Origin of the sequence: Photobacterium sp. WH24 (genome assembly GCF_019204055.1) — a bacterium.
Lineage (GTDB): Bacteria > Pseudomonadota > Gammaproteobacteria > Enterobacterales > Vibrionaceae > Photobacterium > Photobacterium arenosum.
In genome coordinates this window covers 1-20,141 of record NZ_JAGSOZ010000016.1, presented here as the reverse complement: position 1 = coordinate 20,141, position 20,141 = coordinate 1, and the positions used below count along the sequence as shown (strand labels likewise).

Here is a 20,141-nt window from a genome sequence, read left to right as displayed (position 1 = left end):
TTGCTAATAATGGACAAAGGATTACAAGTGGTATGAGCCTGAACTTCCTTGATTTTGAACAACCCATTGCCGAGCTAGAAGCCAAAATTGAAGCACTGCGCGATGTATCGCACCGTGATAAATCGGCTTCGGTTGATCTGGACAAAGAAATTACACAGCTTGAACAAAAAAGCCTGGAACTGACCAAAAAGATTTTTGGCGATCTGGGCGCTTGGCAGGTCGCACAACTGGCCCGTCACCCGCAGCGTCCGTATACGCTGGATTATATCGAGCATATCTTTACTGAATTCGATCCGCTGGCCGGTGATCGTGCATTTGCCGACGATAAAGCCCTGATCGGCGGTATCGCCCGTCTGGATGGCCGTCCGGTTATGGTGATTGGCCATCAGAAAGGCCGAGAGACCCGTGAAAAAGTATTGCGTAACTTCGGTATGCCTAAACCTGAAGGCTACCGTAAGGCATTGCGCCTGATGAAAATGGCTGAGCGTTTCCGCATGCCGATCATCACTTTTATAGACACAGCAGGCGCGTACCCTGGTGTGGGTGCCGAGGAACGCGGTCAGTCTGAAGCCATCGCTATGAACTTGAAAGTCATGGCCGGTTTGAGCGTACCTGTGATTTGTAACGTGGTCGGTGAAGGCGGCTCTGGCGGCGCACTGGCGATCGGTGTCGGTGATTGCGTGAATATGCTGCAATACTCGACTTATTCAGTGATCTCCCCGGAAGGCTGCGCGTCGATTCTGTGGCGTGATTCTGATAAAGCCCCTCAGGCTGCAGAAGCTATGGGTATGACAGCCAATCGTCTGAAAGAGCTGGGTCTGATTGATAACATCATTGAAGAGCCTCTCGGTGGCGCGCACCGTGACGTGCCTGTGATGGCTTCGCGGATCAAGCAGCAACTGCTTAATACACTGAACGATCTGGAAGGCCTGGATGATGACAGCCTGCGGGAGCGTCGTTATCAGCGTTTGCTGAGTTACGGCTACTGCTGATAAGCACTTCCGGATACAGATCAACGGGTCGCCACAGGCGGCCCGTTTTGCTATCTGTTGCGCGTCGTTGTTGCACACGGGCCCAAAGCAGCACTAACACCTGGCACTGCACTGATATAAGATAGCCTTATTGCCACAGATCACAGAGCAGAATTGCTGACATTTATGTTGTTTACTCATTTCTCTGACACCCTCTTGCGCCTTTGCCCGCAGCCATCACAGCTTGTTCTTGCGCTCAGCGGCGGACTGGATTCCCGTGTTTTACTGCATCTTTTGAGTCGGTTTGTACAAAAGTATCCGCATTATCAGTCGATTGCTGTGCATGTGCATCACGGCTTAAGCCCGAATGCGGATCGCTGGTTAGCACAGTGCGCAGCCTGGGCGAAGAAAGATGGGGTGACCTTTCACTGGGAACGAGTCAGTGTGCCGTCGGGTAGCCGTATCAGTCTGGAACAGGCCGCGAGAGAAGCTCGCTATGACGCACTGGCGGGGTATGTTCAGTCTCAGGAGTACCTGCTGACCGCGCAGCATGCCGACGATCAGCTGGAAACTGTCTTGCTGGCGTTAAAGCGCGGCAGTGGCCCTGCCGGTCTGGCTGCAATGCCCGAGGTCAAACCCTTTGCCAATGGCTTACACCTACGCCCTTTGCTTGATGTCAGCCGCGCCGAGTTACAAGCCTATGCCAATGAGCATCATTTGGACTGGGTGGACGATGAGAGCAATCAGGACAGGCGTTTTGATCGTAATTTTTTGCGGCTGGACATTGTGCCGGCACTGACATCACGCTGGCCGGGATTACGGCAGGCTGTAGCACGAAGCGCCGCATTGTGCGGCGAGCAGCAGTCATTGCTGGAATCCTTACTGACAGACAAACTTCATCAGATGAGTGCGCCAGACGGCAGCATAGATCTGAGCACAGTGACGGACGAGAAACAGGGCAGAGCGCTGGTGCGTCTCTGGTTGCAGCACCAGAACCTGTCTGTTCCCTCTAAAGCGCAACTGGAACAAATCTGGCAGGCGGTCTGCCTGGCTCGTGAAGACGCTAACCCTTGTGTGTCGTTGAGCGGATACGATATACGCCGCTTTCAGTCTCGTTTATATGCGGTCCGGCCCCGGCAGGATGTGACGGAATGGCGCCGGGAGATCACCCCGGATATCCCTTGTCCGCTACCGGCTTCGCTGGGCGTTATTACACTCAGCAGTCTGTCTGGCGGACATCTGCGCAGCCCTGAGCCGGGTGAGCGGGTGTGGGTTGCTTTTGACCCCAGTGGTCTGCAGGCACAACCACTGGGGCGTGCAGGCAGCCGCAAGCTGAAAAAGCTGTTTCAAGAGTATGGGGTGCCCAGCTGGCGTCGGCGCCAGACACCCTTACTGTTTTATGGTGACAAACTGGCCGCGGTGGCGGGCTTATTTGTGGTCGAAGGCTTTGAAGGCAATGAATGCGAGTTAGTCTGGAAGTGTGATCACCTACACTGACACCGGGGTCAGGAATGTAGATAGTCAATCAGTGTTTGAATGTCGATATAAGTAAAATAATGAGGATCTTATGAAAAAAGCAATGACGCTGACACTGGCTGCGGCACTATTTTCACTTCCTGTTATGGCTGCAGGTGATGCCGAGGCCGGTAAGGGAAAGGCCGCTATTTGTGCCGCCTGCCACGGTGCTGATGGTAAGACTTTGATTCCGGGCTATCCCAACCTGAATGGCCAGAATGAGCAGTATCTGGTTTATGCCCTGAAAGCTTACAAGAATAAAGAACGAAATGGTGGCAACGCCATGTTGATGCAGGCGCAGGCTGCAATGCTGAGTGATACAGATATTGATAATCTGGCGGCTTACTTCTCGCAAATGTAGTAACGGCCACCCGTATCCGCCCGGCGGGGCTGGGCGGATAAACTCCCTTCATTCTCTTCGCGATTAAACAATCTTCTGGTTGCTGTAATATTGACCAGTTGGATTCACTGGCATTGATAAAATCCACCAATAAATATATTGTACTAGTTCACTGATACGGTAGGGTTGTAAAGCATGGCAGGAACACGCGAACATTTTGGCTCACGGATAGGCTTTATCCTCGCGGCTGCAGGAGCAGCGGTAGGGTTGGGTAACATCTGGGGGTTCCCCACTCAAGCGGCCAGTAATGGTGGCGGCGCTTTCCTGCTGGTTTATCTCCTGATGATTCTGGTGGTGGCTTTTCCTATGTTGATCGTTGAAATGGCGATTGGTCGTTATGGTCAGGCTAACCCGGTAGACAGTATGCGAAGCCTGAGCGATAACCCGACAGCAAAGCGTGCGGGTGCGTTGGTGGGCTGGGTTGGCCTGATGGTTCCTTGTCTGGTGCTGGCATTTTACAGCATAGTGGCCGGCTGGCTGGTAACCTTTCTGCTGGCGGCTGTTACCGATATTCTGGGAATGGCAGATGTCACCACCTGGCTGAAAGGTTTTTCTGTCTCTCGTAACCTGTTTGGTGCGGCTATCTTTTATTTGCTGACCATTTTGATCGTACAAAGCGGGGTGAAGCAGGGAATTGAAAAATGGTCTACCCGCTTGATGCCGGCGCTGTTTGTGCTTTTCCTTCTGATGTTTGTCTACATCATGACTCAGGATGGGGCAATGGAAGGCCTGAAGCATTATCTGATTCCTGATTTCAGTAAGGTACTGGAACCTAAGCTATTGCTGGCAGCAATGGGGCAGGGCTTTTTCTCCCTGACGATCGGCGGTTGCTCAATGTTGATTTACGGCTCTTACCTGAGCAAGAAAGAGAGCCTGCCTAAAATGGCACTGAGCGTCACCCTGGTTGATACGGCGGTGGCCTTTATCGCCGGTCTGGTGGTGCTGCCCGCGATGTTTGTTGCCATGCAGAAAGGGGTGGCGATATACGCTGAAGACGGTTCGTTGCTGGGATCGGATACCCTGGTATTTACCGTACTGCCGCTGCTGTTTGACAGCCTGGGCTTTGCCGGTCAGCTGATTGCACTGGTGTTTTTTGTCTTGATGACCATTGCGGCGCTGACGTCTTCGATTTCAATGCTGGAGTGCCCGGTGGCTTTGGTCAGTGAGCGCTTTGAAACGGACCGTAAAGCGACAAGCTGGGTTTTGGGCGGGGTTATTGCCGTATTCAGTGCGGTGATTATCTTTAACTTTGGCCAGCTGTTTGGCCTGGTGGCGACCATAGCCACCCAGTATTTCCAGCCCGTAGCGGCCTTGTTGTTCACTGTGTTTGGTGGTTGGGTATGGTCTCGTCACCGTAAACTGAAAGAGCTGAGCGAAGGTAGCCCGGAACTGGAGAAGTCGCTGTTCTGGAAAATCTGGCCTGTGTATCTGAAGTTTGTTTGCCCTGTGCTGGTCATCGCGGTCTTGGTGTCTTCTTTCAGCTAACTCAATCGCTTTAGAACATCACGCAACACAAAAAACGGAAAGCCTGGCTTTCCGTTTTTTGTGTTGCGGTATTTAGCGAAATTGCCTGGCGTCGGGTAAATAGTCAAATCCGGCAGTAGCAAGCCTGGCGATCAGTTTATCTTTGTCAATCTCGTAATAGCGGACCAGAGCGTCCAGATCGCCAAACTCATCGCGTATCTTCATATTGACGATGCTCATCAGCATGACAGGATCCATGGTGTCGAAGGTTTTCAGATTCATTCTGCGTCCTCGTGATCACTGATCAATAAATTTGCAGCGGCAAAGGCTGCTTGATCTCGGATGGACTGCGGCACCTCAGAGCTGGCCGCGACATTATTTAAAGCACGTACGGCGCAGGCAATCGCGGCAGGGATATAGCCCTGATCTCCACTGCCAATCTGGCTGTAACTCTGACGGACAAGCTCGCAGCAGTCAGCGACTTTCATAGTGTCTCCTGATTATGGTCACGAAAGATGAGTCAGAGCTTACCGCTATCGGCTATTGAGATCGAGTGAAGAGGGTTATTTAGAGCGCTTGTGCTGGTAGAGCTGGCGATCTGCCCGCTCTAATAAGCTTATCGGCGTATCACCACGCCGATAGGGGGTGGCGCCAATCGAGGTGCCTATGTCCAGGCTGCGCAGGGTATGGTCCTGATCTATCCGCGTCATGACGCGGTGAATGACCTTGCGTGCAGACTGCTCAGAGGCCGGTTGCAGCAACAGGACAAATTCATCTCCGCCCATGCGGTAACATCGGTCTGAGGTGCGGACTGATTGTTTCAGGATCGACGAAAAACGGCGGATAACGTTATCGCCATCCAGGTGGCCATATTTATCATTGACCTGCTTGAAGTTGTCCAGATCAAACAATAGAAGTACCAGGCCAACCTGGCGGCGATCACTCATGGCGATGGCATGCAGTATGTCCTGATCCAGACAGCTGCGGTTACGCAGGCCGGACAGATGATCCCGCATCGCCATTTCTTTGATCCGGCGATACTCTATCGCACTGAATAACGGGCCGGCCAGGAGCCTGTGGTAGGTATGGAGAAGGTTAATTTCATCTTGATCCAGTGCGTAAGGCGTGTCGTACTGGATCTCCCCCAGAGAGTGATCGGCATACCGCAGGGCAAAGCACTGGCGGTTGTCCGTTCCTTGCCCGTGGCGTATCAGGGTGGTGGTGGTTTCATGGCGCCAAAGCATGCGACTGATATCAATCTGTTTCTCAACTTCCAGTGCAAAGACTTCCAGCAGCACAGACAGCTCAGGCTTGCCCTGCATTTTTTGCAGGATAAGCAAGCGCTGATCCGCACCCAGCGGCTTGGCGCGGGTTCGGCAGGTGTCGGTTTGCTTTTTGTGCCAGATAATTGGATCCATGACTAATATCATTGATAAGCAAGGTTTTTAATATATGAGATTTTGGAACTAGATCAATAGAAAATGGAATGAAATGAAAATCTCCCATTGTTTTTATTCTAAAAACGAACGTAGCTCACTTTCTCTCTCCTGGGCATCCAAATAACCGAGATTAATCAGTGCGTGTATGTAATTGGGCTCGAAAAGTATATAGCTGGTAAGGGCGGCATCGTCCTTGGGACTGATGCCTAGTAAGCGCATCAGAGAGCGGGCGGCCAGCGGCATATGGTGATAGAAAGCCTGGGCCAGAGGCTCAAATGACTGACTCGGGTACAGGTGCAGGGTATCAACCGATTTGACCGCCATCTTGCGCCTTTCATCGTCTGGCAGCTTGCTGAGCAAAGTATTGGTGTATTCCAGATGCTCCAGCTCAGCGGCCATGGTATCACTGAAAATGGTATCCATCAGATGGCCTGTCAACATGCCTACGCCAGGGGCCTGAGTGGGATCTTGCGGCCGTAATCTTTGATTGATCAAATCAATGATCAGAATCTTATCTGCGCCCATTTTCATCGAAGGACGCAGTGGCGTCAGTTGGTGAATTGATCCGTCGCCATAGTATGCCTGTCCAATCCGGCTGGCCGGGAAGACAAAAGGGATGGCCGATGAGGCCAGCAGGTGCTCTGTGGTGATCAGTGAACGGCGTCCTTTGGATTTCGAATAGGTCCAGGGCGTAATACTCTGCTGGCCCTGAAAAAAGCTGACGGTTTTCCCGCTTTTATAGCTGGAGGCTGTGATGGAAATGCCGTGCAGATTACCTGCCAGGATCTGCTGTTCCAGCCGGCCGTAATTATTGACCTGGTTCAGCAACAGGCGCAGTGGCCGATTGTCCAGTAACCCGAACGGCGGCCTGGGGTGATGTTCTGCCCGCAGCCTTGCCAGCAGTTGATGTGATAAATGCTGGGTGATGCCCCAACCACTAGAACGGAACACCCGTCTGCTGTGCAGGCGTGCCCAGATCCATTCCAGCTTTTTTACTCCTAATCGAAAACAGGATGCATAACAGGCAATCGCAGTAGCGTTAATGGCACCGGCAGAGGTACCACTGTAGATAACAAAAGGGCTGTGATGGTTACGGGGATACCACTCAGAAATCGCTTTCAGTACGCCAACCTGGTAGGCCGCTCTGGCGCCACCCCCTGAAAGCAAGAGACTGATTTTTGGCTTTTCCTTGCCCATGCAAAACGTTCCACTCAAGATACTAAACAGATGCGACAGACACTGGTGGCGTCTAGTCTAGTGATAATACTCAGTTTATTTGTAATTTAAACTGAGTATATGTGGCACAGACACAAAAAAGCCTCCGTCCGGAGGCTTTTTTTAATATTACGGGTCAGCAAAGGCTTAAGCCAGCTTTTGCTTAATGAAGTTTGCAATGCTGCCGGCGGCCACAGGCTCTTTCGTACCTGTGCGGCGGTCTTTGTATTCCACTTCACCGTTTTTCAGGCTGCGATCGCCGATCACCACAGTATGTGGCACACCGATCAGTTCCATATCGGCAAACATGACGCCAGGACGTTCTTTACGATCATCAAACAGTACCTCGATACCGGCAGCCGTCAGATCCGTATACAGTGCTTCAGCAGCCTGCTGAACTTCTTCTGATTTGTGCATGTTCATCGGCACAATGGCCACCTGGAACGGCGCAATGGCATCCGGCCAGATAATACCGTTCTCATCGTTATTCTGTTCGATAGCCGCTGCGACCACTCGGGTACAGCCAATGCCGTAACAACCCATTTCCATTACGGCCTGCTTGCCGTTGGCATCCAGTACAGTGGCGTTCATGGATGAAGAGTAGTTAGTTCCCAGTTGGAAAATATGGCCCACTTCGATACCGCGTTTGAGCAAGATAGTCCCTTTACCGCATGGGCTTGGGTCACCTTCAATCACATTGCGAATATCTTCGACACGACCCAGCTCTACGTCACGGCCCCAGTTGATGCCAAAGTAGTGTTTGCCGTCAATGTTGGCACCGGCACCGAAGTCGCTCATCACGGCAACGCTGCGATCAACAATGAAAGTGGCAGGCAGATTGACAGGTCCCAGTGAGCCCGGGCCGGCATTCACAACGGCGCGGATTTCTTCTTCTGTCGCAAACTCCAGTGGTTTGGCAACACAATCCAGGTTTTCTGCTTTCACTTCGTTGAGTTCGTGATCGCCACGTACGATCAGAGCGATTAATTCTGCGTCTGACTCTTCAGACGCTTTCACGAACAGTGTTTTAACGGTTTTTTCAACCGGCAGGCCAAATTGCTCAACCAGCTCAGCGATGGTTTTAGCATTTGGTGTATCAACCAGCTTCATCTCCTCTGCTGGCTCTGCACGCTCGATGGCAGGCGCCAGCGCTTCGGCTTTTTCGATGTTGGCGGCGTATTCCGACTCGGTAGAGAAGGCAATCAGATCTTCGCCACTTTCGGCCAGAACGTGGAACTCGTGCGAGCCGCTGCCGCCGATAGAACCGGTATCTGCCAGCACGGCACGGAAATCCAGACCCATGCGACTGAAGACGTTGCTGTAAGCACGGTACATGTCGTTATAGGTGTCTTGCAGGCTGTCTTTATCCAGGTGGAAGGAGTAGGCATCCTTCATGATGAATTCACGTGAGCGCATCACACCGAAACGGGGACGAACTTCATCACGGAACTTGGTCTGGATCTGGTACAGGTTCAGTGGCAACTGCTTGTAGGATTTCACCTCATTACGCACGATGTCAGTGATCACTTCTTCGTGCGTCGGGCCCAGTACAAACGGTCGGTCATGGCGGTCAGCAATTCGCAGCAGCTCAGGACCGAATTTGTCCCAGCGGCCTGTTTCCTGCCACAGTTCAGACGGCTGAACCACAGGCATCAGTGTTTCGACTGCACCGGCATTGTTCATTTCTTCACGAACAATGGTTTCGACCTTACGCAGGACACGCAGACCTGTAGGCAGCCAGGTGTACAAACCTGAGGCCAGCTTACGGATCATACCTGCACGTAGCATCAGCTGGTGGCTGATGACTTCTGCGTCGTTTGGAGTCTCCTTCAGGGTAGAAAGAAGATATTTACTGGTACGCATTGATGGTATCCGTTGGTAATTATGAGGATTAATATTGAGAGCAGTATATTAGCAGCGTATCTGTCTTTCGCCAAAGGGAACCCGAGGCTTATTGGCTGTCCGGTGACTTCAGTCACCGGAAAACAGGTTAAGTATAGTCTGTAAGGTCAGCTTGCCCGGAGGCGACTATTTGTTCGACCAGGACTTTATGGCCTTCAAACCGAAACAGTACGTTGTAGTCAAACAATAGTACGCCATAGCGCTTGTCATCCGTTTTCGCTTTCTTATAGGCCGGGCGGGGATCCTGCGCCAGTACTTCTTCAATCACCGCTTGTTGATAGGCTGCGTCTTCGCCATCAAGCTGGGCCAGTGCAGCGGGGGTAAACTCGACGGGAAGCAGTTCAGGTGTCTCTGCCGCAAAGCCGCCACTGGCATCCGGCACACTGTCGGAATAGGGAATATAGGGTTTGATGTCAATGACAGGCGTACCGTCAACCAAATCCACACCGGCCAAATCCAACAGCACCTGACCTTTTTCCTGCCGCACGCCGATCAGCTTGATCGCTGACATCCCTATGCCGTTAGGGCGAAAAGTGGCCCGGCTGGCAAAGACGCCGATGCGGTCATTACCGCCTAGTCTGGGCGGTCTCACGGTAGGGCGCCAGCCCGCCGCCAGGTTCTGATCAAATAAAAACAGCAGCCACAAATGGCTGAACTGTTCTATGCCTCTGATCGATTCCGGCGTGTTCGCATCGCCGCAAAGCACCAGGGTTGCTCTGGCACTGGGTACCAGGCCGGGCTGACGGGGAACGGCGAATTTCTCTTTGTAAGGGGAGTGGATGACACCAATTGGCTCAATCTGAAAAGTCATTTTCTCTGTCATTCGTGCATGTCGCTGCAGATCATATCTGCCAGACCTTAGCACATCTCAATGTGGTGTTGCTGAAAATCTTGTTGTGGGAAAAGCGCATTAAGTGTTATGTTATACTATAACATTTAATGCGAGGAGGCATGATGAAACCAGGTATCCATCCCGAGTACCGTAAAGTGGTGTTTCACGACACTAGCGTAGATAAATATTTCGTTGTCGGCTCGACACTGAAGACAGATAAAACCATCACATGGCAGGACGGCAAGGAGTACCCCTACTTCTTGCTGGACGTGTCGTCTGAATCGCACCCTTTCTACACCGGCAAGCAGCGGGTGATTAAGACAGAAGGCCGGATGGCAAACTTTAACCGCCGTTTTGCGGCGTTTGGAAATAAGGAAGCACAATGAAGGTATTAAGCTCACTCAAAAGCGCCAAGCTGCGCCATAGAGATTGCCAGGTGGTCAAGCGACGTGGCCGCATTTACGTAATTTGCAAATCCAATCCACGCTTTAAAGCCGTGCAGGGTACGGTGAAAAAGAAGAAGTAAACGACCGAGCTGTCTGATCAGATCATTGTTCCCCATCCAGAACAACAAAAGCCCCTTTGCAGGGGCTTTTGAACTTTTATCGGCAAGGTGTTGTGAGGCGATGGCTTACCAGCCTTTGACAATGCCGCCTTTGAAGATCTCCATCGCTGCATCGTTCACCGCATCAGACTGATATGCCTTGATAAAGGTCTGCACGTTTTCGGCATTCACGTTATCTTCACGGGCAACAATCAGGTTCACATAAGGTGATTCTTTGTCTTCCACAAAGATACCGTCATGATCCGGAGACAAGTCGATAGTGCTGGCGTAGGTGTTGTTGATAATGGCCAGTTTGACGTCATCCAGAGAGCGCGGCAGTTGCGGTGCTTCCAGTTCAACGATGTCCAGGTTCTTTGGATTTTCAACGATATCCAGCACAGTGGCTGTCAGGCCTGCGCCGTCTTTAAGTTTGATCAGACCTTGTTGCTGCAGCAACAGCAGCGAGCGGCCCAGGTTGGTTGGATCGTTTGGCACTGCGATCTGATCACCGTCTTGCAGCTCATCGATAGAAGCGATTTTGCTTGAGTAGGCTGCAATCGGGTAGACAAAGGTGTTACCGGCAATCGCGAACTTGTAGCCACGGTCTTTAATTTGCTGATCCAGATAAGGCTTATGCTGGAAGGCGTTAACGTCGATCGAGCCTTCTTCCAGCGCCGCGTTAGGTGACACATAGTCGGTGAAAGTGATCAGCTCAACGTCCAGACCATACTTGTCTTTGGCTTCTTTGGCGGCCACTTCAGCTACCTGCGCTTCTGCACCGGCCATCACACCCACTTTGATTTTGCTGTTGTCAGCAGCAGCGGTAGATTCCTGTTTTTCGCCACAGCCAGTCAGTGCCAGAGCTGACGCCAGACCCGCGACTGCAAAGAAATGTTTAATATTCAGAGCCATTGTACTTCTCCTATTGTTCAGGGAATCCCTGTACTTTGTTGTCGTTGTATTTCTGTAACTTATCGGTTTCGCCGGCAAGCCATGTCCGGCGGATGTGAGTTTTCTGTTGTGTTCCCGTCAAACTTATCTGTGGTCGACGCGGCGGACCAGATGATCCCCGGCGGACTGGATCAGCTGTACTAACACGACCAGCATGATCACAGTGATCATCATGACTGTGCCGTCAAAGCGCTGATAACCATAGCGGATACCGACATCACCTAAACCGCCGCCGCCGACTGTACCTGCCATGGCCGAGTAGCTGACCAGAGTGACCAGAGTAATGGTGACGGCATTAATAATGCCCGGCAGCGCTTCCGGCAGCAGTACCTTGCGAATGATTTGCACTGGCGTGGCACCCATAGCTTGCGCGGCTTCAACCAGACCGCTGGGTACTTCGAGCAGTGCACCTTCCACCAGACGGGCGATAAAGGGAATTGCGCCGACTGTCAGTGGCACAATGGCCGCCGCAGTACCGATGGAACTGCCCACCACAAAGCGGGTGAATGGAATAATGGCCACCAGCAGAATAATGAACGGGATGGAGCGGCCGATATTAACCACACCACCCAGCACTTTATTAAAGCCCGGGTTGGCCAGCAGGCCGTTGGGCTTGGTCAGGTGCAGAGCGACACCCACAGGAATGCCGATGGCGAAACCAATCAGGCCGGAAGCGAAGACCATCATCAGTGTTTCGCCTAAAGCGTCCGTCAGCAGACCAATCAGGCGTTCGTTGGTTTGCCACCAGGTGGCGATAGAATCAAGCAACATAACCCAGCACCTCTACATTTACTTTGTGTTCGCGAAGGAAAGCGATGGCTTGTTGTGTCGCTTCTTCAGAGCCAAAAAATTCCGCCAGCATCAGGCCGAACTTCACACCGCCGGCATAGTCCATGTCGGCACTCAGAATGTTGGCATCAATACCGAACTGCCGCGATGCCTGACTGAGCAGTGGCGCATCCACGGAAGCGCCGGTGAATTCCAGTCGTATCAGAGGGTAGTTAGTCTCTGTACGCTCTGTTTCCAGGCGCGCTTTATAATCTTCCGGTATCGACAGATCTAAGGTAGAACGGATAAATTCACGTGCCAGTTCTGTTTTCGGATGGGCAAAGATATCACCCACCGGACCTTTCTCGACCAGCTCGCCGTTGCCTATGATGGCTACTTCTGAACAGATGCTTTTCACCACGTTCATTTCATGGGTGATCAGCAAAATGGTCAGGTTCAGCTTATTATTGATTTCTTTCAGTAACTCAAGAATGGACTGGGTGGTGGCCGGATCCAGTGCGCTGGTGGCTTCGTCACACAACAAAACTTTAGGATCAGAGGCTAGGGCACGGGCAATAGCCACCCGTTGTTTTTGTCCGCCGCTGAGGTTTGACGGGTAGGACTGATGTTTGTCAGCTAAACCAACCAGATTGAGCAATTCGGTTACTTTGCGTTTGACTTCCGCTTTATCCGTGCCAGCCAGTTCCAGCGGCAGCGCGACATTGTCGAAAACGGTGCGGGACGATAACAGATTGAAGTGCTGGAAAATCATGCCGATTTTACGGCGAGCCAGTGTTAATTCCTGATTAGAGAGCTGAGTGAGATCGATACCATCAACAATGATGTGTCCTGAGGTTGGCTTCTCAAGCAAGTTAACGCAACGTATCAGGGTACTTTTTCCCGCACCGGACGCACCGATGACACCAAAAATTGTGCCTTGCTCAATGCTGAGGTTGATATCGCGTAAGGCGTGGATGTCTTTATCCCCGACTTTGAAGGTTTTATTGACCCTGTTGATCTCTATCATGCTGTGTCCTGCTACTGCTTTTTTAACTTGCTTGCTGTGTTGTAAACCAGCATAGCTTTATGGTCGTAATTTCGCCTGCATTAGTGTTTTTGTGTGTAGTTTAAGCGATAGACCTTGTCATCTTCTTGTGTTATCGGAATTTTTCCGTGTCATCTGTTGTGGATGCTAGGGTGTCTAGATGGCTAAGTCAATAGGTATTTTTACGTCTAGACGGCTAAATCATAAAACACTGCGATTCAGCCGGAAAAGTGTCAGCCAGTCTGCCTGAGGATAAAGAGATGATTCCGTGTGTCAGCCATGCCATAATTTAGCGAATTTGATTTCTATCTTTAGGTGATCGCTTGGCTAAGCCTGCTGTGTTTATTGATCGTGACGGCGTCATTAACGTTGATCACGGCTATGTCCATACTGTTGACGATTTTGAATATATCGAAGGGGTGTTTGACGCCTGCAAGAAACTGAAAGAGCAGGGTTACCTTCTGGTGCTGGTGACCAATCAGGCCGGTATTGCCAGAGGCATGTATACCGAAGATGAATTCCTGACCCTGACAGAGTGGATGGACTGGAATTTTGTCGATAACGGTGTTGAATTTGACGGCATCTATTACTGCCCGCATCACCCGACAGAAGGAAAGGGCGATTATCTGCAAGATTGTGATTGCCGCAAGCCCAAGCCAGGCATGTTTATTTCAGCCCGCGATTTTCTGAACATTGATATGGCCCGTTCAGTGATGATTGGCGATAAAACCGATGATATGACAGCGGCGCAAGCGGCTGACGTGGGCACCAGAATTCTGGTGCGTACCGGTAAGCCAGTCACTCAAGAAGGGGAGGCACTGGCATCGGTTGTGCTCGACAGTGTCGCGGATGTCCCGGCCTGGTTAGCGGCCCGCAACTAACTGTCCGGCATCTTTAAGGTTCACAAAAACAGACACGCTCAAAACGTGTCTGTTTTTTTATATCTGTATAGTGATCACTCTGATGGCCTGCCAGGTGGGTCAGAATATCAGGACAGTATTTTCCCTTTGATACAGGGGTAAATATAAACTTATGTTTTTATTGTCAAATAGTGAGCAGGCTGCTGTTTGGATCATCATTAGACATTCAACCAACTGCTATACTGACTAGACCAAGGAACAGGCGGACAATGACAGGAGTCATTTACCTTCATGCTTTCATACTTTTTGCGCCGTTTGGTGCTGGTAATCCCCACTTTTATCGGCATTACGATTCTTATTTTTGCCCTCACCCGTTTTGTGCCGGGCGGACCGGTCGAGCGTATGCTGGCCAGTATTCAGGCGCAGCAAAGTATGTCTATGTCTCCTTCTATGGCAGGGGAAAGCAATGCACTGTCAGAAGATCAACTGGCCGAACTCAATGCGTTTTACGGATTAGACAAGCCGGTATTTGAAGCTTATTCCGAGTGGCTGATGAAAATGCTGCATCTGGACTTCGGATTGTCGACCCGTTACTACGAACCTGTCTGGGACATGATTATGGACAGGCTGCCGGTGTCCATGTTCTACGGCGGTGTGACCTTTTTTCTCAGTTACTTTATCTCTATTCCTCTGGGTTACTACAAAGCCTTAAAACACGGCAGCGGCTTTGACTCCGGATCTTCAATTCTGATTTTTGTCGGTTATGCCTTGCCGGGGTATGTGGTAGGGGTGATGCTTATTACGCTTTTCAGCTATCAGCTGGAATGGTTTCCAATGGGCGGCTTTGTCAGTGACGATTTCGATGACTATGAATCACTCTGGCAGCAGGTTAAAGATATCCTCTGGCATGCCTGTCTGCCGCTGATTTGTTATCTGATTGGTGATTTTGCCACTCTGACAATGACGATGAAAAACAACATGATGGAAACATTGTCAGCGGATTATATCCGTACAGCTATCGCTAAAGGGTTACCCTTTTCGACCGCGGTTCGCCGCCATGCGCTCCGCAATAGTCTTATTCCTATCGCCAGCCACTTTGGCAACTCCTTGCTGTTCTTTATGACAGGGTCTTTCTTGATTGAGGTGATATTCAATATTGATGGGATCGGTCTGCTGGGGTACGAATCTATCATTGAGCGGGACTATCCTGTGGTGATGGGAATCGTTGCGATAAATGCTGCGTTATTAATGCTGGGCAATATCATTTCCGATGCTTGTGTTGCCATGATTGATCCCCGAGTGAGATTCGGAGCCTGAGATGCTGACACTGAGCCCACTGACAAAAAAGAAAATCCAGCGTTTTAAAACGATAAAGCGAGGTTACTGGTCACTGATAATATTATCCACACTGCTGGTGTTATCCTTCTTTGCCGAGTTTTTGATTAACAGCAAAGCGCTGATCGTCAAGTATCAGGGGGAGTACTATTTTCCGGTCGTCAGCGATGTGCTGCCTGGCACTCAGTTCGGGCAGGAGTACCAAAGCGAGGCACAGTACCGGGAATTGCAGCAGGCTTTTTCGCAAAGCGATACGGATAATTTTGTGCTGATGCCGCTTGTGCCCTGGAACCCCTATGAACAGGATTTTAGCGGGGATTATCCTCCCACCGCGCCTGACGCCCAGTCCCGGCATTATCTTGGCACCGATACCATAGGGCGGGATATTCTAGCCCGGCTGGTTTACGGTTTTCGTATCACTATGGGGTTTGCCTTAATGACCATGGCCATTTCCTACGCCATAGGTACAGCCGTTGGTTGCGCGATGGGTTTTTGGGGCGGAAAGTTTGACTTGCTGGTGCAGCGTTTTATTGAAATCTGGTCAATGGTGCCTTTTCTCTATGTCATCATGATACTTGTCTCTATCACTCAGCCTTCGTTTACGCTTTTTGTCGCCATCAATGTGCTGTTCGGCTGGATGGGGATGACCTGGTACATGCGCACTATGACCTACAAAGAAGTGGCCCGGGATTACGTCATGGCCGCGAAGGCACTGGGCGCCTCAAACTGGCGGATTCTTTACGCGCACATTTTGCCCAATGTTATGGTGATGATAGTGACATTGGCTCCGTTTACCATAGCAGCCAATATTACGGCGTTAACGGCACTGGATTATCTTGGTCTGGGCTTAATGCCGCCGACACCCAGCTGGGGAGATTTACTGCAGCAAGGGAAATCAAATTTGGGTGCGCCCTGGATAGTGATTACCGTGGTGACGGCCATCGTGCTGGTCCTGGTAATGGTGACCTTTATCGGCGAGAGCGTGCGTGCGGCTTTCGATCCGAAAAAATTTACCCGTTATAGTTAATAAAGACGTGTAGCCAGATAACAAGGATGTACGATGAGAAAGATACTGAACATTTTCGCCTTTTGGACCATCACATTGAGCGGTGCACCGGCAGAGGCAGCCGAGCTTCCGGCCGGGCTGAAATGGGAGTCTAATCTGCATGAGCCGCGTTTTGCTTCTCCGCATGCCAAATTCGGCGGCACTTTTAATACTTATATTGAGAGTTTTCCGCAGACATTTCGTATCGTCGGACCGGATTCCAACGGCCGCTTCCGTACCTGGCTGCTTGACAGCCGACCCGCTGCAGTAACCCGTCATCCTGATACCAAGGCCTGGATCCCGGATATCGCCAGTGAATGGGCTTATGGCAATGACGATAAAACCGTTTATTATCGTATTAACCCCAACGCCAGATGGTCTGATGGAAAGCCTATTACGGCGGATGATTTCATCTATGTACTGACGTTTATGCGCTCCAAAGACATAGTTGCCCCCTGGTATAACACCTTTTATACCCAGCAGATTGCCGATGTCGTTAAATATGATGCTCACACCTTTGCTGTGGTATCAGCAGAAAAACGCAATAAAGAAGAGTTGATGCTGTACACCAATCTGCAGCCCCGTCCCGCTCATTTCTATAAACCGAAAGTCGATAAAAACAGTGATGGGGTAGAAGATAACTTTGTTCGCTACTACAACTTTAAAGCCGAGCCGTCCGCCGGCCCGTATTACATTGACGATATCAAAAAAGGCAAGTCGATCACTTTCAAACATGTTGGCAAAGACTGGTGGGGATACTCAAATCCTTATTATCTGTATCGTTATAATGTCGAGAAAATTCGCGTCAAAGTGATACGCGACAAAGACATTGCCCGTCAGCACTTTGAAAAAGGCAATCTTGACTCTTTCTGGCTGGACACCCCTGAGTTGTGGCGCGAGAAGTCGGACACCCCCAATTTTGAGCATGGCTACATCCATAAGTTTTGGGGATATAATCAAGTCCCCATGGGCGCGGGTGGATTATGGCTAAATACCGCCAAACCACTGCTGGGGAATCTGGATATCCGTAAAGGCCTGGCATACGCCACCGATTTTGATGGTCTGATTGAGAAAGTCTTACGTGGTGATGTCATCAGGAAACCCAACCCGATGGGAGTCGGGCATGGTGATTACACCAACAGCGAGCTGAAAGCGCCACCGTTTGATCCGGATACCGCGATTGAATATTTTACAAAAGCGGGGTTCGGTAACATTGGCCCGGATGGCATTCGGATCAACGATAAAGGACAGCGGCTTTCGTTTGCTATCACCTACAGCTACGGCTACCTGACATCACAAGTGGCTTATCTGAAAGAACAGGCCAAACTGGCCGGGCTCGAATACACCCTGAATCTGGTTGATGGTTCATCGGCATTCAAATATGTGCTGGAGAAAAAGCACGAGCTCTCTTTTCACTCTATGGGCACCAGCGAAATCCCCCAATACTGGGAATATTTCTACTCTGAGAACGCCAATAAGCCGCAGAATAATAACTTCACCAATTACAGCACCCCTGAATTAGACCGGCTGATCCTGGCCTATCGTTCCGAATTTGACTTGAATAAAAAGAAAGCTCTCGCCAAGCAAATACAGGTCATTGTGGATCAGGCCAGCGTCATTATTCCCGGTTACATGCGCCCCTATGCCCGTGAAGCTTACTGGCGCTGGCTGCAGATACCGCAACCGGCGATGACAAAATCCACTGAATTTCTGTTTCCCTCGGGGACGTTCCGGGATCTGGGCACGTATTGGATTGATGAGTCGCTGAAGCGTGAAACCAAAGCGGCTATGAAGTCAGGCAAAACCTTCGAGCCCGTCACTATCATGGAAGAGGCATACAAGCTGTAAGCGGGCGGAGGGCGAAATGAACGAGCATCAGGTTATCCTGCGGGTAGAGGGGCTGGAAACTGAGTTTTGCACAGATGACGGTGTGGTAAAGGTACTGCACGGCGTGTCATTTGATGTCAGAAAAGGCCGCACTCTTGGGTTGGTCGGCGAGTCAGGGTCAGGCAAAAGCGTGACGGCCATGTCTGTCATGGGCCTGCTGCCAAAGCCTTATGGCCGGGTAACCAATGGCAAGGTTTTGTACCGGGAGACGAACTTACTCGAACTTTCCGCCCTGGACATGTGCGCTATGCGTGGCGATCGCATATCAATGATCTTTCAGGACCCAATGACAGCACTCAATCCTGTGTACACCATAGGTAAACAGCTTAACGAAGTGCTGGCGCTTCATCGTCCGGAACTGAACAAAAAGGAGCGTAACCGTTATTCACTGGACATGCTGAATAAAGTGCAGATACCCATGGCCGAAAAACGCCTGCATGAATATCCCCACAGCTTGTCCGGCGGCATGCGGCAACGGGTGATGATCGCCATGGCGCTGGCCTGCAAGCCAGACATTCTGATCTGTGATGAGCCGACCACGGCACTGGATGTCACGATCCAGGCCGAAATCCTGAAATTGATGAAGGCACTGCAGGAAGAAACCCAGATGGCGATGATCTTTATTACCCATGATTTGGGTGTAGTGGCGGAAATTTGTGATGATGTGGCTGTTATGTATGGCGGTAAAGTGCTGGAAACGGCCGATGTGTTTGAGTTGTTCGACCATCCCCGGCATCCCTACACCCAACGGCTGTTGGGATTGATGCCCAGCGCTGAACGTCCAAGCAAACAAATGATTCCGCTTGAACCCATAGATCCATCAAGGTTTCCGGAATTTGGGGAATAGAGTGGCAACTACGCAAAGGAGTGGGTGTCTTCATGGACGACATTTTACGTATTGAGAACCTGAAGCAGCACTTTGTTTCAGGTAAAGGAATATTTAAAAAGGGCTATACAGTGAAAGCCGTTGATGGTGTCTCTTTTTCAATAAGAAAAGGAGAGACCTTAGGGCTGGTGGGGGAATCCGGCTGCGGCAAAAGTACACTGGGCCGAACCATTCTGAAGTTGCATGAGCCGACAGAAGGTAACATCTTTTTCGACGGTAAGGATATTACGCACTTGTCTCCTCGCCAGATGCGCCCGCTCAGAAAAGATATGCAGATTGTGTTTCAGGATCCTCTGGAATCGCTGAATCAGCGACATACGGTAGGCATGATTCTGGAAGAGCCATTTATTATCCATAATGTAGGAACATCAGCCGAGCGTAAGCAATGGGTACTGGAATTGCTGAATAAAGTCGATTTACCTGCTACTGCCATTAATCGGTATCCTCATGAGTTTTCTGGCGGGCAGCGCCAACGAATCGGAATTGCCCGCGCGATTGCACTAAAACCTAAATTATTAATCTGTGATGAATCTGTCTCTGCTTTGGATGTCTCTGTCCAGGCGCAGATATTGAACCTGTTACTGGCGCTGCAACAGGAGATGAAACTCACCGTGATTTTCATTTCTCACGATTTGTCAGTCGTAAAGCATGTATCAGACAGAGTCGCGGTTATGTACTTCGGCAAACTTGTTGAGATAGGAACGGCTGAAGAGATTTATCATGCACCGAAAGCGGATTATACGAAAACCTTATTAGCTGCGATCCCTATCAGCCATCCATCGCAACGGAAAAGACCTGCAGTACCTCAATAATTTCCTTTTAAAGTGGGTGAAATGTGCTGTTTTTAGGCTGTATGTTTTGGTGTTGTCTAAAAAATAGACCAACGAAATAAAAATCAAAAAAAACTATTGCGCTGTAAGAACATCTCTCTATAATGCGCCCTCGTTGTCACGATAAACCGCACGGCTTAACGGGATAACAAAACGTTCTTTAACAATTTGACCATGCAATCTGTGTGGGCACTCGACAATGATACAGTCATAAAAGATTTATCAGTGAACTGAGTGACCAATTGGTAGCAC

General features: G+C 50.5%; 21 protein-coding genes. 12 read left to right on the top strand and 9 right to left on the bottom strand.

The features are described 5' to 3' along the window. The first annotated feature begins 32 nt into the window (after nucleotides 1-32). The 4 genes from accA to KCG43_RS17030 all read left to right on the top strand — a co-directional run bounded on the left by accA (nucleotide 33) and on the right by KCG43_RS17030 (nucleotide 4,371). Nucleotides 33-992, top strand: a complete 960-nt coding sequence (gene accA, locus KCG43_RS17045) for an acetyl-CoA carboxylase carboxyl transferase subunit alpha (protein WP_218386457.1) — start codon at nucleotides 33-35, stop codon at nucleotides 990-992. A gap of 165 nt (nucleotides 993-1,157) precedes the next feature. Continuing rightward, complete coding sequence (gene tilS / locus KCG43_RS17040; protein WP_218386499.1) at nucleotides 1,158-2,468, top strand: tRNA lysidine(34) synthetase TilS; 1,311 nt, start codon at nucleotides 1,158-1,160, stop codon at nucleotides 2,466-2,468. Nucleotides 2,469-2,538: 70 nt separating this feature from the next. After that, a complete protein-coding gene (locus KCG43_RS17035; protein ID WP_192017588.1) occupies nucleotides 2,539-2,847 on the top strand; it encodes a cytochrome c in 309 nt (102 codons plus the stop codon). Nucleotides 2,848-3,021: 174 nt separating this feature from the next. Next, nucleotides 3,022-4,371, top strand: coding sequence for a sodium-dependent transporter (locus tag KCG43_RS17030; RefSeq protein ID WP_218386455.1), 1,350 nt, complete (start codon nucleotides 3,022-3,024; stop codon nucleotides 4,369-4,371). A 72-nt stretch (nucleotides 4,372-4,443) separates the two neighbouring features. Here the strand turns inward: KCG43_RS17030 and KCG43_RS17025 are convergent, their stop codons facing one another. From KCG43_RS17025 to tsaA, 6 genes are all read right to left on the bottom strand, one after another. Beyond that, complete coding sequence (locus KCG43_RS17025) at nucleotides 4,444-4,632, bottom strand: DUF4250 domain-containing protein (RefSeq protein ID WP_192017590.1); 189 nt, start codon at nucleotides 4,630-4,632, stop codon at nucleotides 4,444-4,446. After that, nucleotides 4,629-4,838, bottom strand: a complete 210-nt coding sequence (locus KCG43_RS17020; protein WP_192017591.1) for a YaeP family protein — start codon at nucleotides 4,836-4,838, stop codon at nucleotides 4,629-4,631. The genes KCG43_RS17025 and KCG43_RS17020 overlap by 4 nt, the downstream gene beginning before the upstream one ends. Nucleotides 4,839-4,913: 75 nt before the next feature. Next, the gene (locus KCG43_RS17015; protein ID WP_192017592.1) at nucleotides 4,914-5,768 is read right to left on the bottom strand and encodes a GGDEF domain-containing protein; all 855 of its coding nucleotides are present in this window, start codon (nucleotides 5,766-5,768) and stop codon (nucleotides 4,914-4,916) included. A 93-nt stretch (nucleotides 5,769-5,861) separates the two neighbouring features. Then, nucleotides 5,862-6,986, bottom strand: a complete 1,125-nt coding sequence (locus KCG43_RS17010; protein WP_192017593.1) for a patatin-like phospholipase family protein — start codon at nucleotides 6,984-6,986, stop codon at nucleotides 5,862-5,864. A gap of 165 nt (nucleotides 6,987-7,151) precedes the next feature. Beyond that, entirely contained in the window at nucleotides 7,152-8,867 is a 1,716-nt protein-coding gene (locus KCG43_RS17005) for a proline--tRNA ligase (RefSeq protein WP_218386452.1), read from the bottom strand. Nucleotides 8,868-8,994: 127 nt separating this feature from the next. Beyond that, the gene (gene tsaA, locus KCG43_RS17000) at nucleotides 8,995-9,717 is read right to left on the bottom strand and encodes a tRNA (N6-threonylcarbamoyladenosine(37)-N6)-methyltransferase TrmO (RefSeq protein WP_218386450.1); all 723 of its coding nucleotides are present in this window, start codon (nucleotides 9,715-9,717) and stop codon (nucleotides 8,995-8,997) included. Nucleotides 9,718-9,860: 143 nt separating this feature from the next. Here tsaA and KCG43_RS16995 point away from each other — a divergent pair, with 143 nt between their 5' ends. Together KCG43_RS16995 and ykgO are read left to right on the top strand one after the other, a co-directional pair. Further along, complete coding sequence (locus KCG43_RS16995) at nucleotides 9,861-10,124, top strand: type B 50S ribosomal protein L31 (RefSeq protein ID WP_192017610.1); 264 nt, start codon at nucleotides 9,861-9,863, stop codon at nucleotides 10,122-10,124. After that, on the top strand, nucleotides 10,121-10,264 hold the full coding sequence (gene ykgO, locus KCG43_RS16990; RefSeq protein ID WP_192017596.1) for a type B 50S ribosomal protein L36: 144 nt from the start codon (nucleotides 10,121-10,123) through the stop codon (nucleotides 10,262-10,264). Before KCG43_RS16995 ends, ykgO begins: the two co-directional genes overlap by 4 nt. A 105-nt stretch (nucleotides 10,265-10,369) precedes the next feature. Here the strand turns inward: ykgO and KCG43_RS16985 are convergent, their stop codons facing one another. From KCG43_RS16985 to metN, 3 genes are all read right to left on the bottom strand, one after another. Next, complete coding sequence (locus KCG43_RS16985; RefSeq protein ID WP_192017597.1) at nucleotides 10,370-11,194, bottom strand: MetQ/NlpA family lipoprotein; 825 nt, start codon at nucleotides 11,192-11,194, stop codon at nucleotides 10,370-10,372. Nucleotides 11,195-11,317: 123 nt separating this feature from the next. After that, nucleotides 11,318-12,004, bottom strand: coding sequence for a methionine ABC transporter permease (locus KCG43_RS16980; RefSeq protein ID WP_120513953.1), 687 nt, complete (start codon nucleotides 12,002-12,004; stop codon nucleotides 11,318-11,320). Further along, nucleotides 11,994-13,028 carry a methionine ABC transporter ATP-binding protein MetN gene (metN, locus tag KCG43_RS16975; RefSeq protein WP_218386448.1) on the bottom strand — a complete coding sequence of 345 codons (1,035 nt, stop codon included), beginning with the start codon at nucleotides 13,026-13,028 and terminating at the stop codon, nucleotides 11,994-11,996. Before metN ends, KCG43_RS16980 begins: the two co-directional genes overlap by 11 nt. Nucleotides 13,029-13,369: 341 nt before the next feature. Here metN and gmhB point away from each other — a divergent pair, with 341 nt between their 5' ends. The 6 genes from gmhB (at nucleotide 13,370) to KCG43_RS16945 (ending at nucleotide 19,871) form a co-directional block, all read left to right on the top strand. Next, complete coding sequence (gene gmhB, locus KCG43_RS16970) at nucleotides 13,370-13,927, top strand: D-glycero-beta-D-manno-heptose 1,7-bisphosphate 7-phosphatase (protein ID WP_218386437.1); 558 nt, start codon at nucleotides 13,370-13,372, stop codon at nucleotides 13,925-13,927. A 270-nt stretch (nucleotides 13,928-14,197) separates the two neighbouring features. Continuing rightward, entirely contained in the window at nucleotides 14,198-15,223 is a 1,026-nt protein-coding gene (locus KCG43_RS16965) for an ABC transporter permease subunit (RefSeq protein ID WP_192017600.1), read from the top strand. Between the two features lies 1 nt (nucleotide 15,224). Beyond that, the gene (locus KCG43_RS16960; protein ID WP_192017601.1) at nucleotides 15,225-16,268 is read left to right on the top strand and encodes an ABC transporter permease; all 1,044 of its coding nucleotides are present in this window, start codon (nucleotides 15,225-15,227) and stop codon (nucleotides 16,266-16,268) included. Nucleotides 16,269-16,301: 33 nt separating this feature from the next. Beyond that, nucleotides 16,302-18,134, top strand: a complete 1,833-nt coding sequence (locus KCG43_RS16955) for an extracellular solute-binding protein (RefSeq protein WP_218386433.1) — start codon at nucleotides 16,302-16,304, stop codon at nucleotides 18,132-18,134. A gap of 16 nt (nucleotides 18,135-18,150) precedes the next feature. Continuing rightward, nucleotides 18,151-19,020, top strand: a complete 870-nt coding sequence (locus KCG43_RS16950; protein WP_218386431.1) for an ABC transporter ATP-binding protein — start codon at nucleotides 18,151-18,153, stop codon at nucleotides 19,018-19,020. Between the two features lie 32 nt (nucleotides 19,021-19,052). Beyond that, nucleotides 19,053-19,871: an ABC transporter ATP-binding protein gene (locus tag KCG43_RS16945; protein WP_192017604.1), complete on the top strand. Its 819-nt coding sequence runs from the start codon at nucleotides 19,053-19,055 to the stop codon at nucleotides 19,869-19,871. The last annotated feature ends 270 nt before the right edge of the window (nucleotides 19,872-20,141 follow it).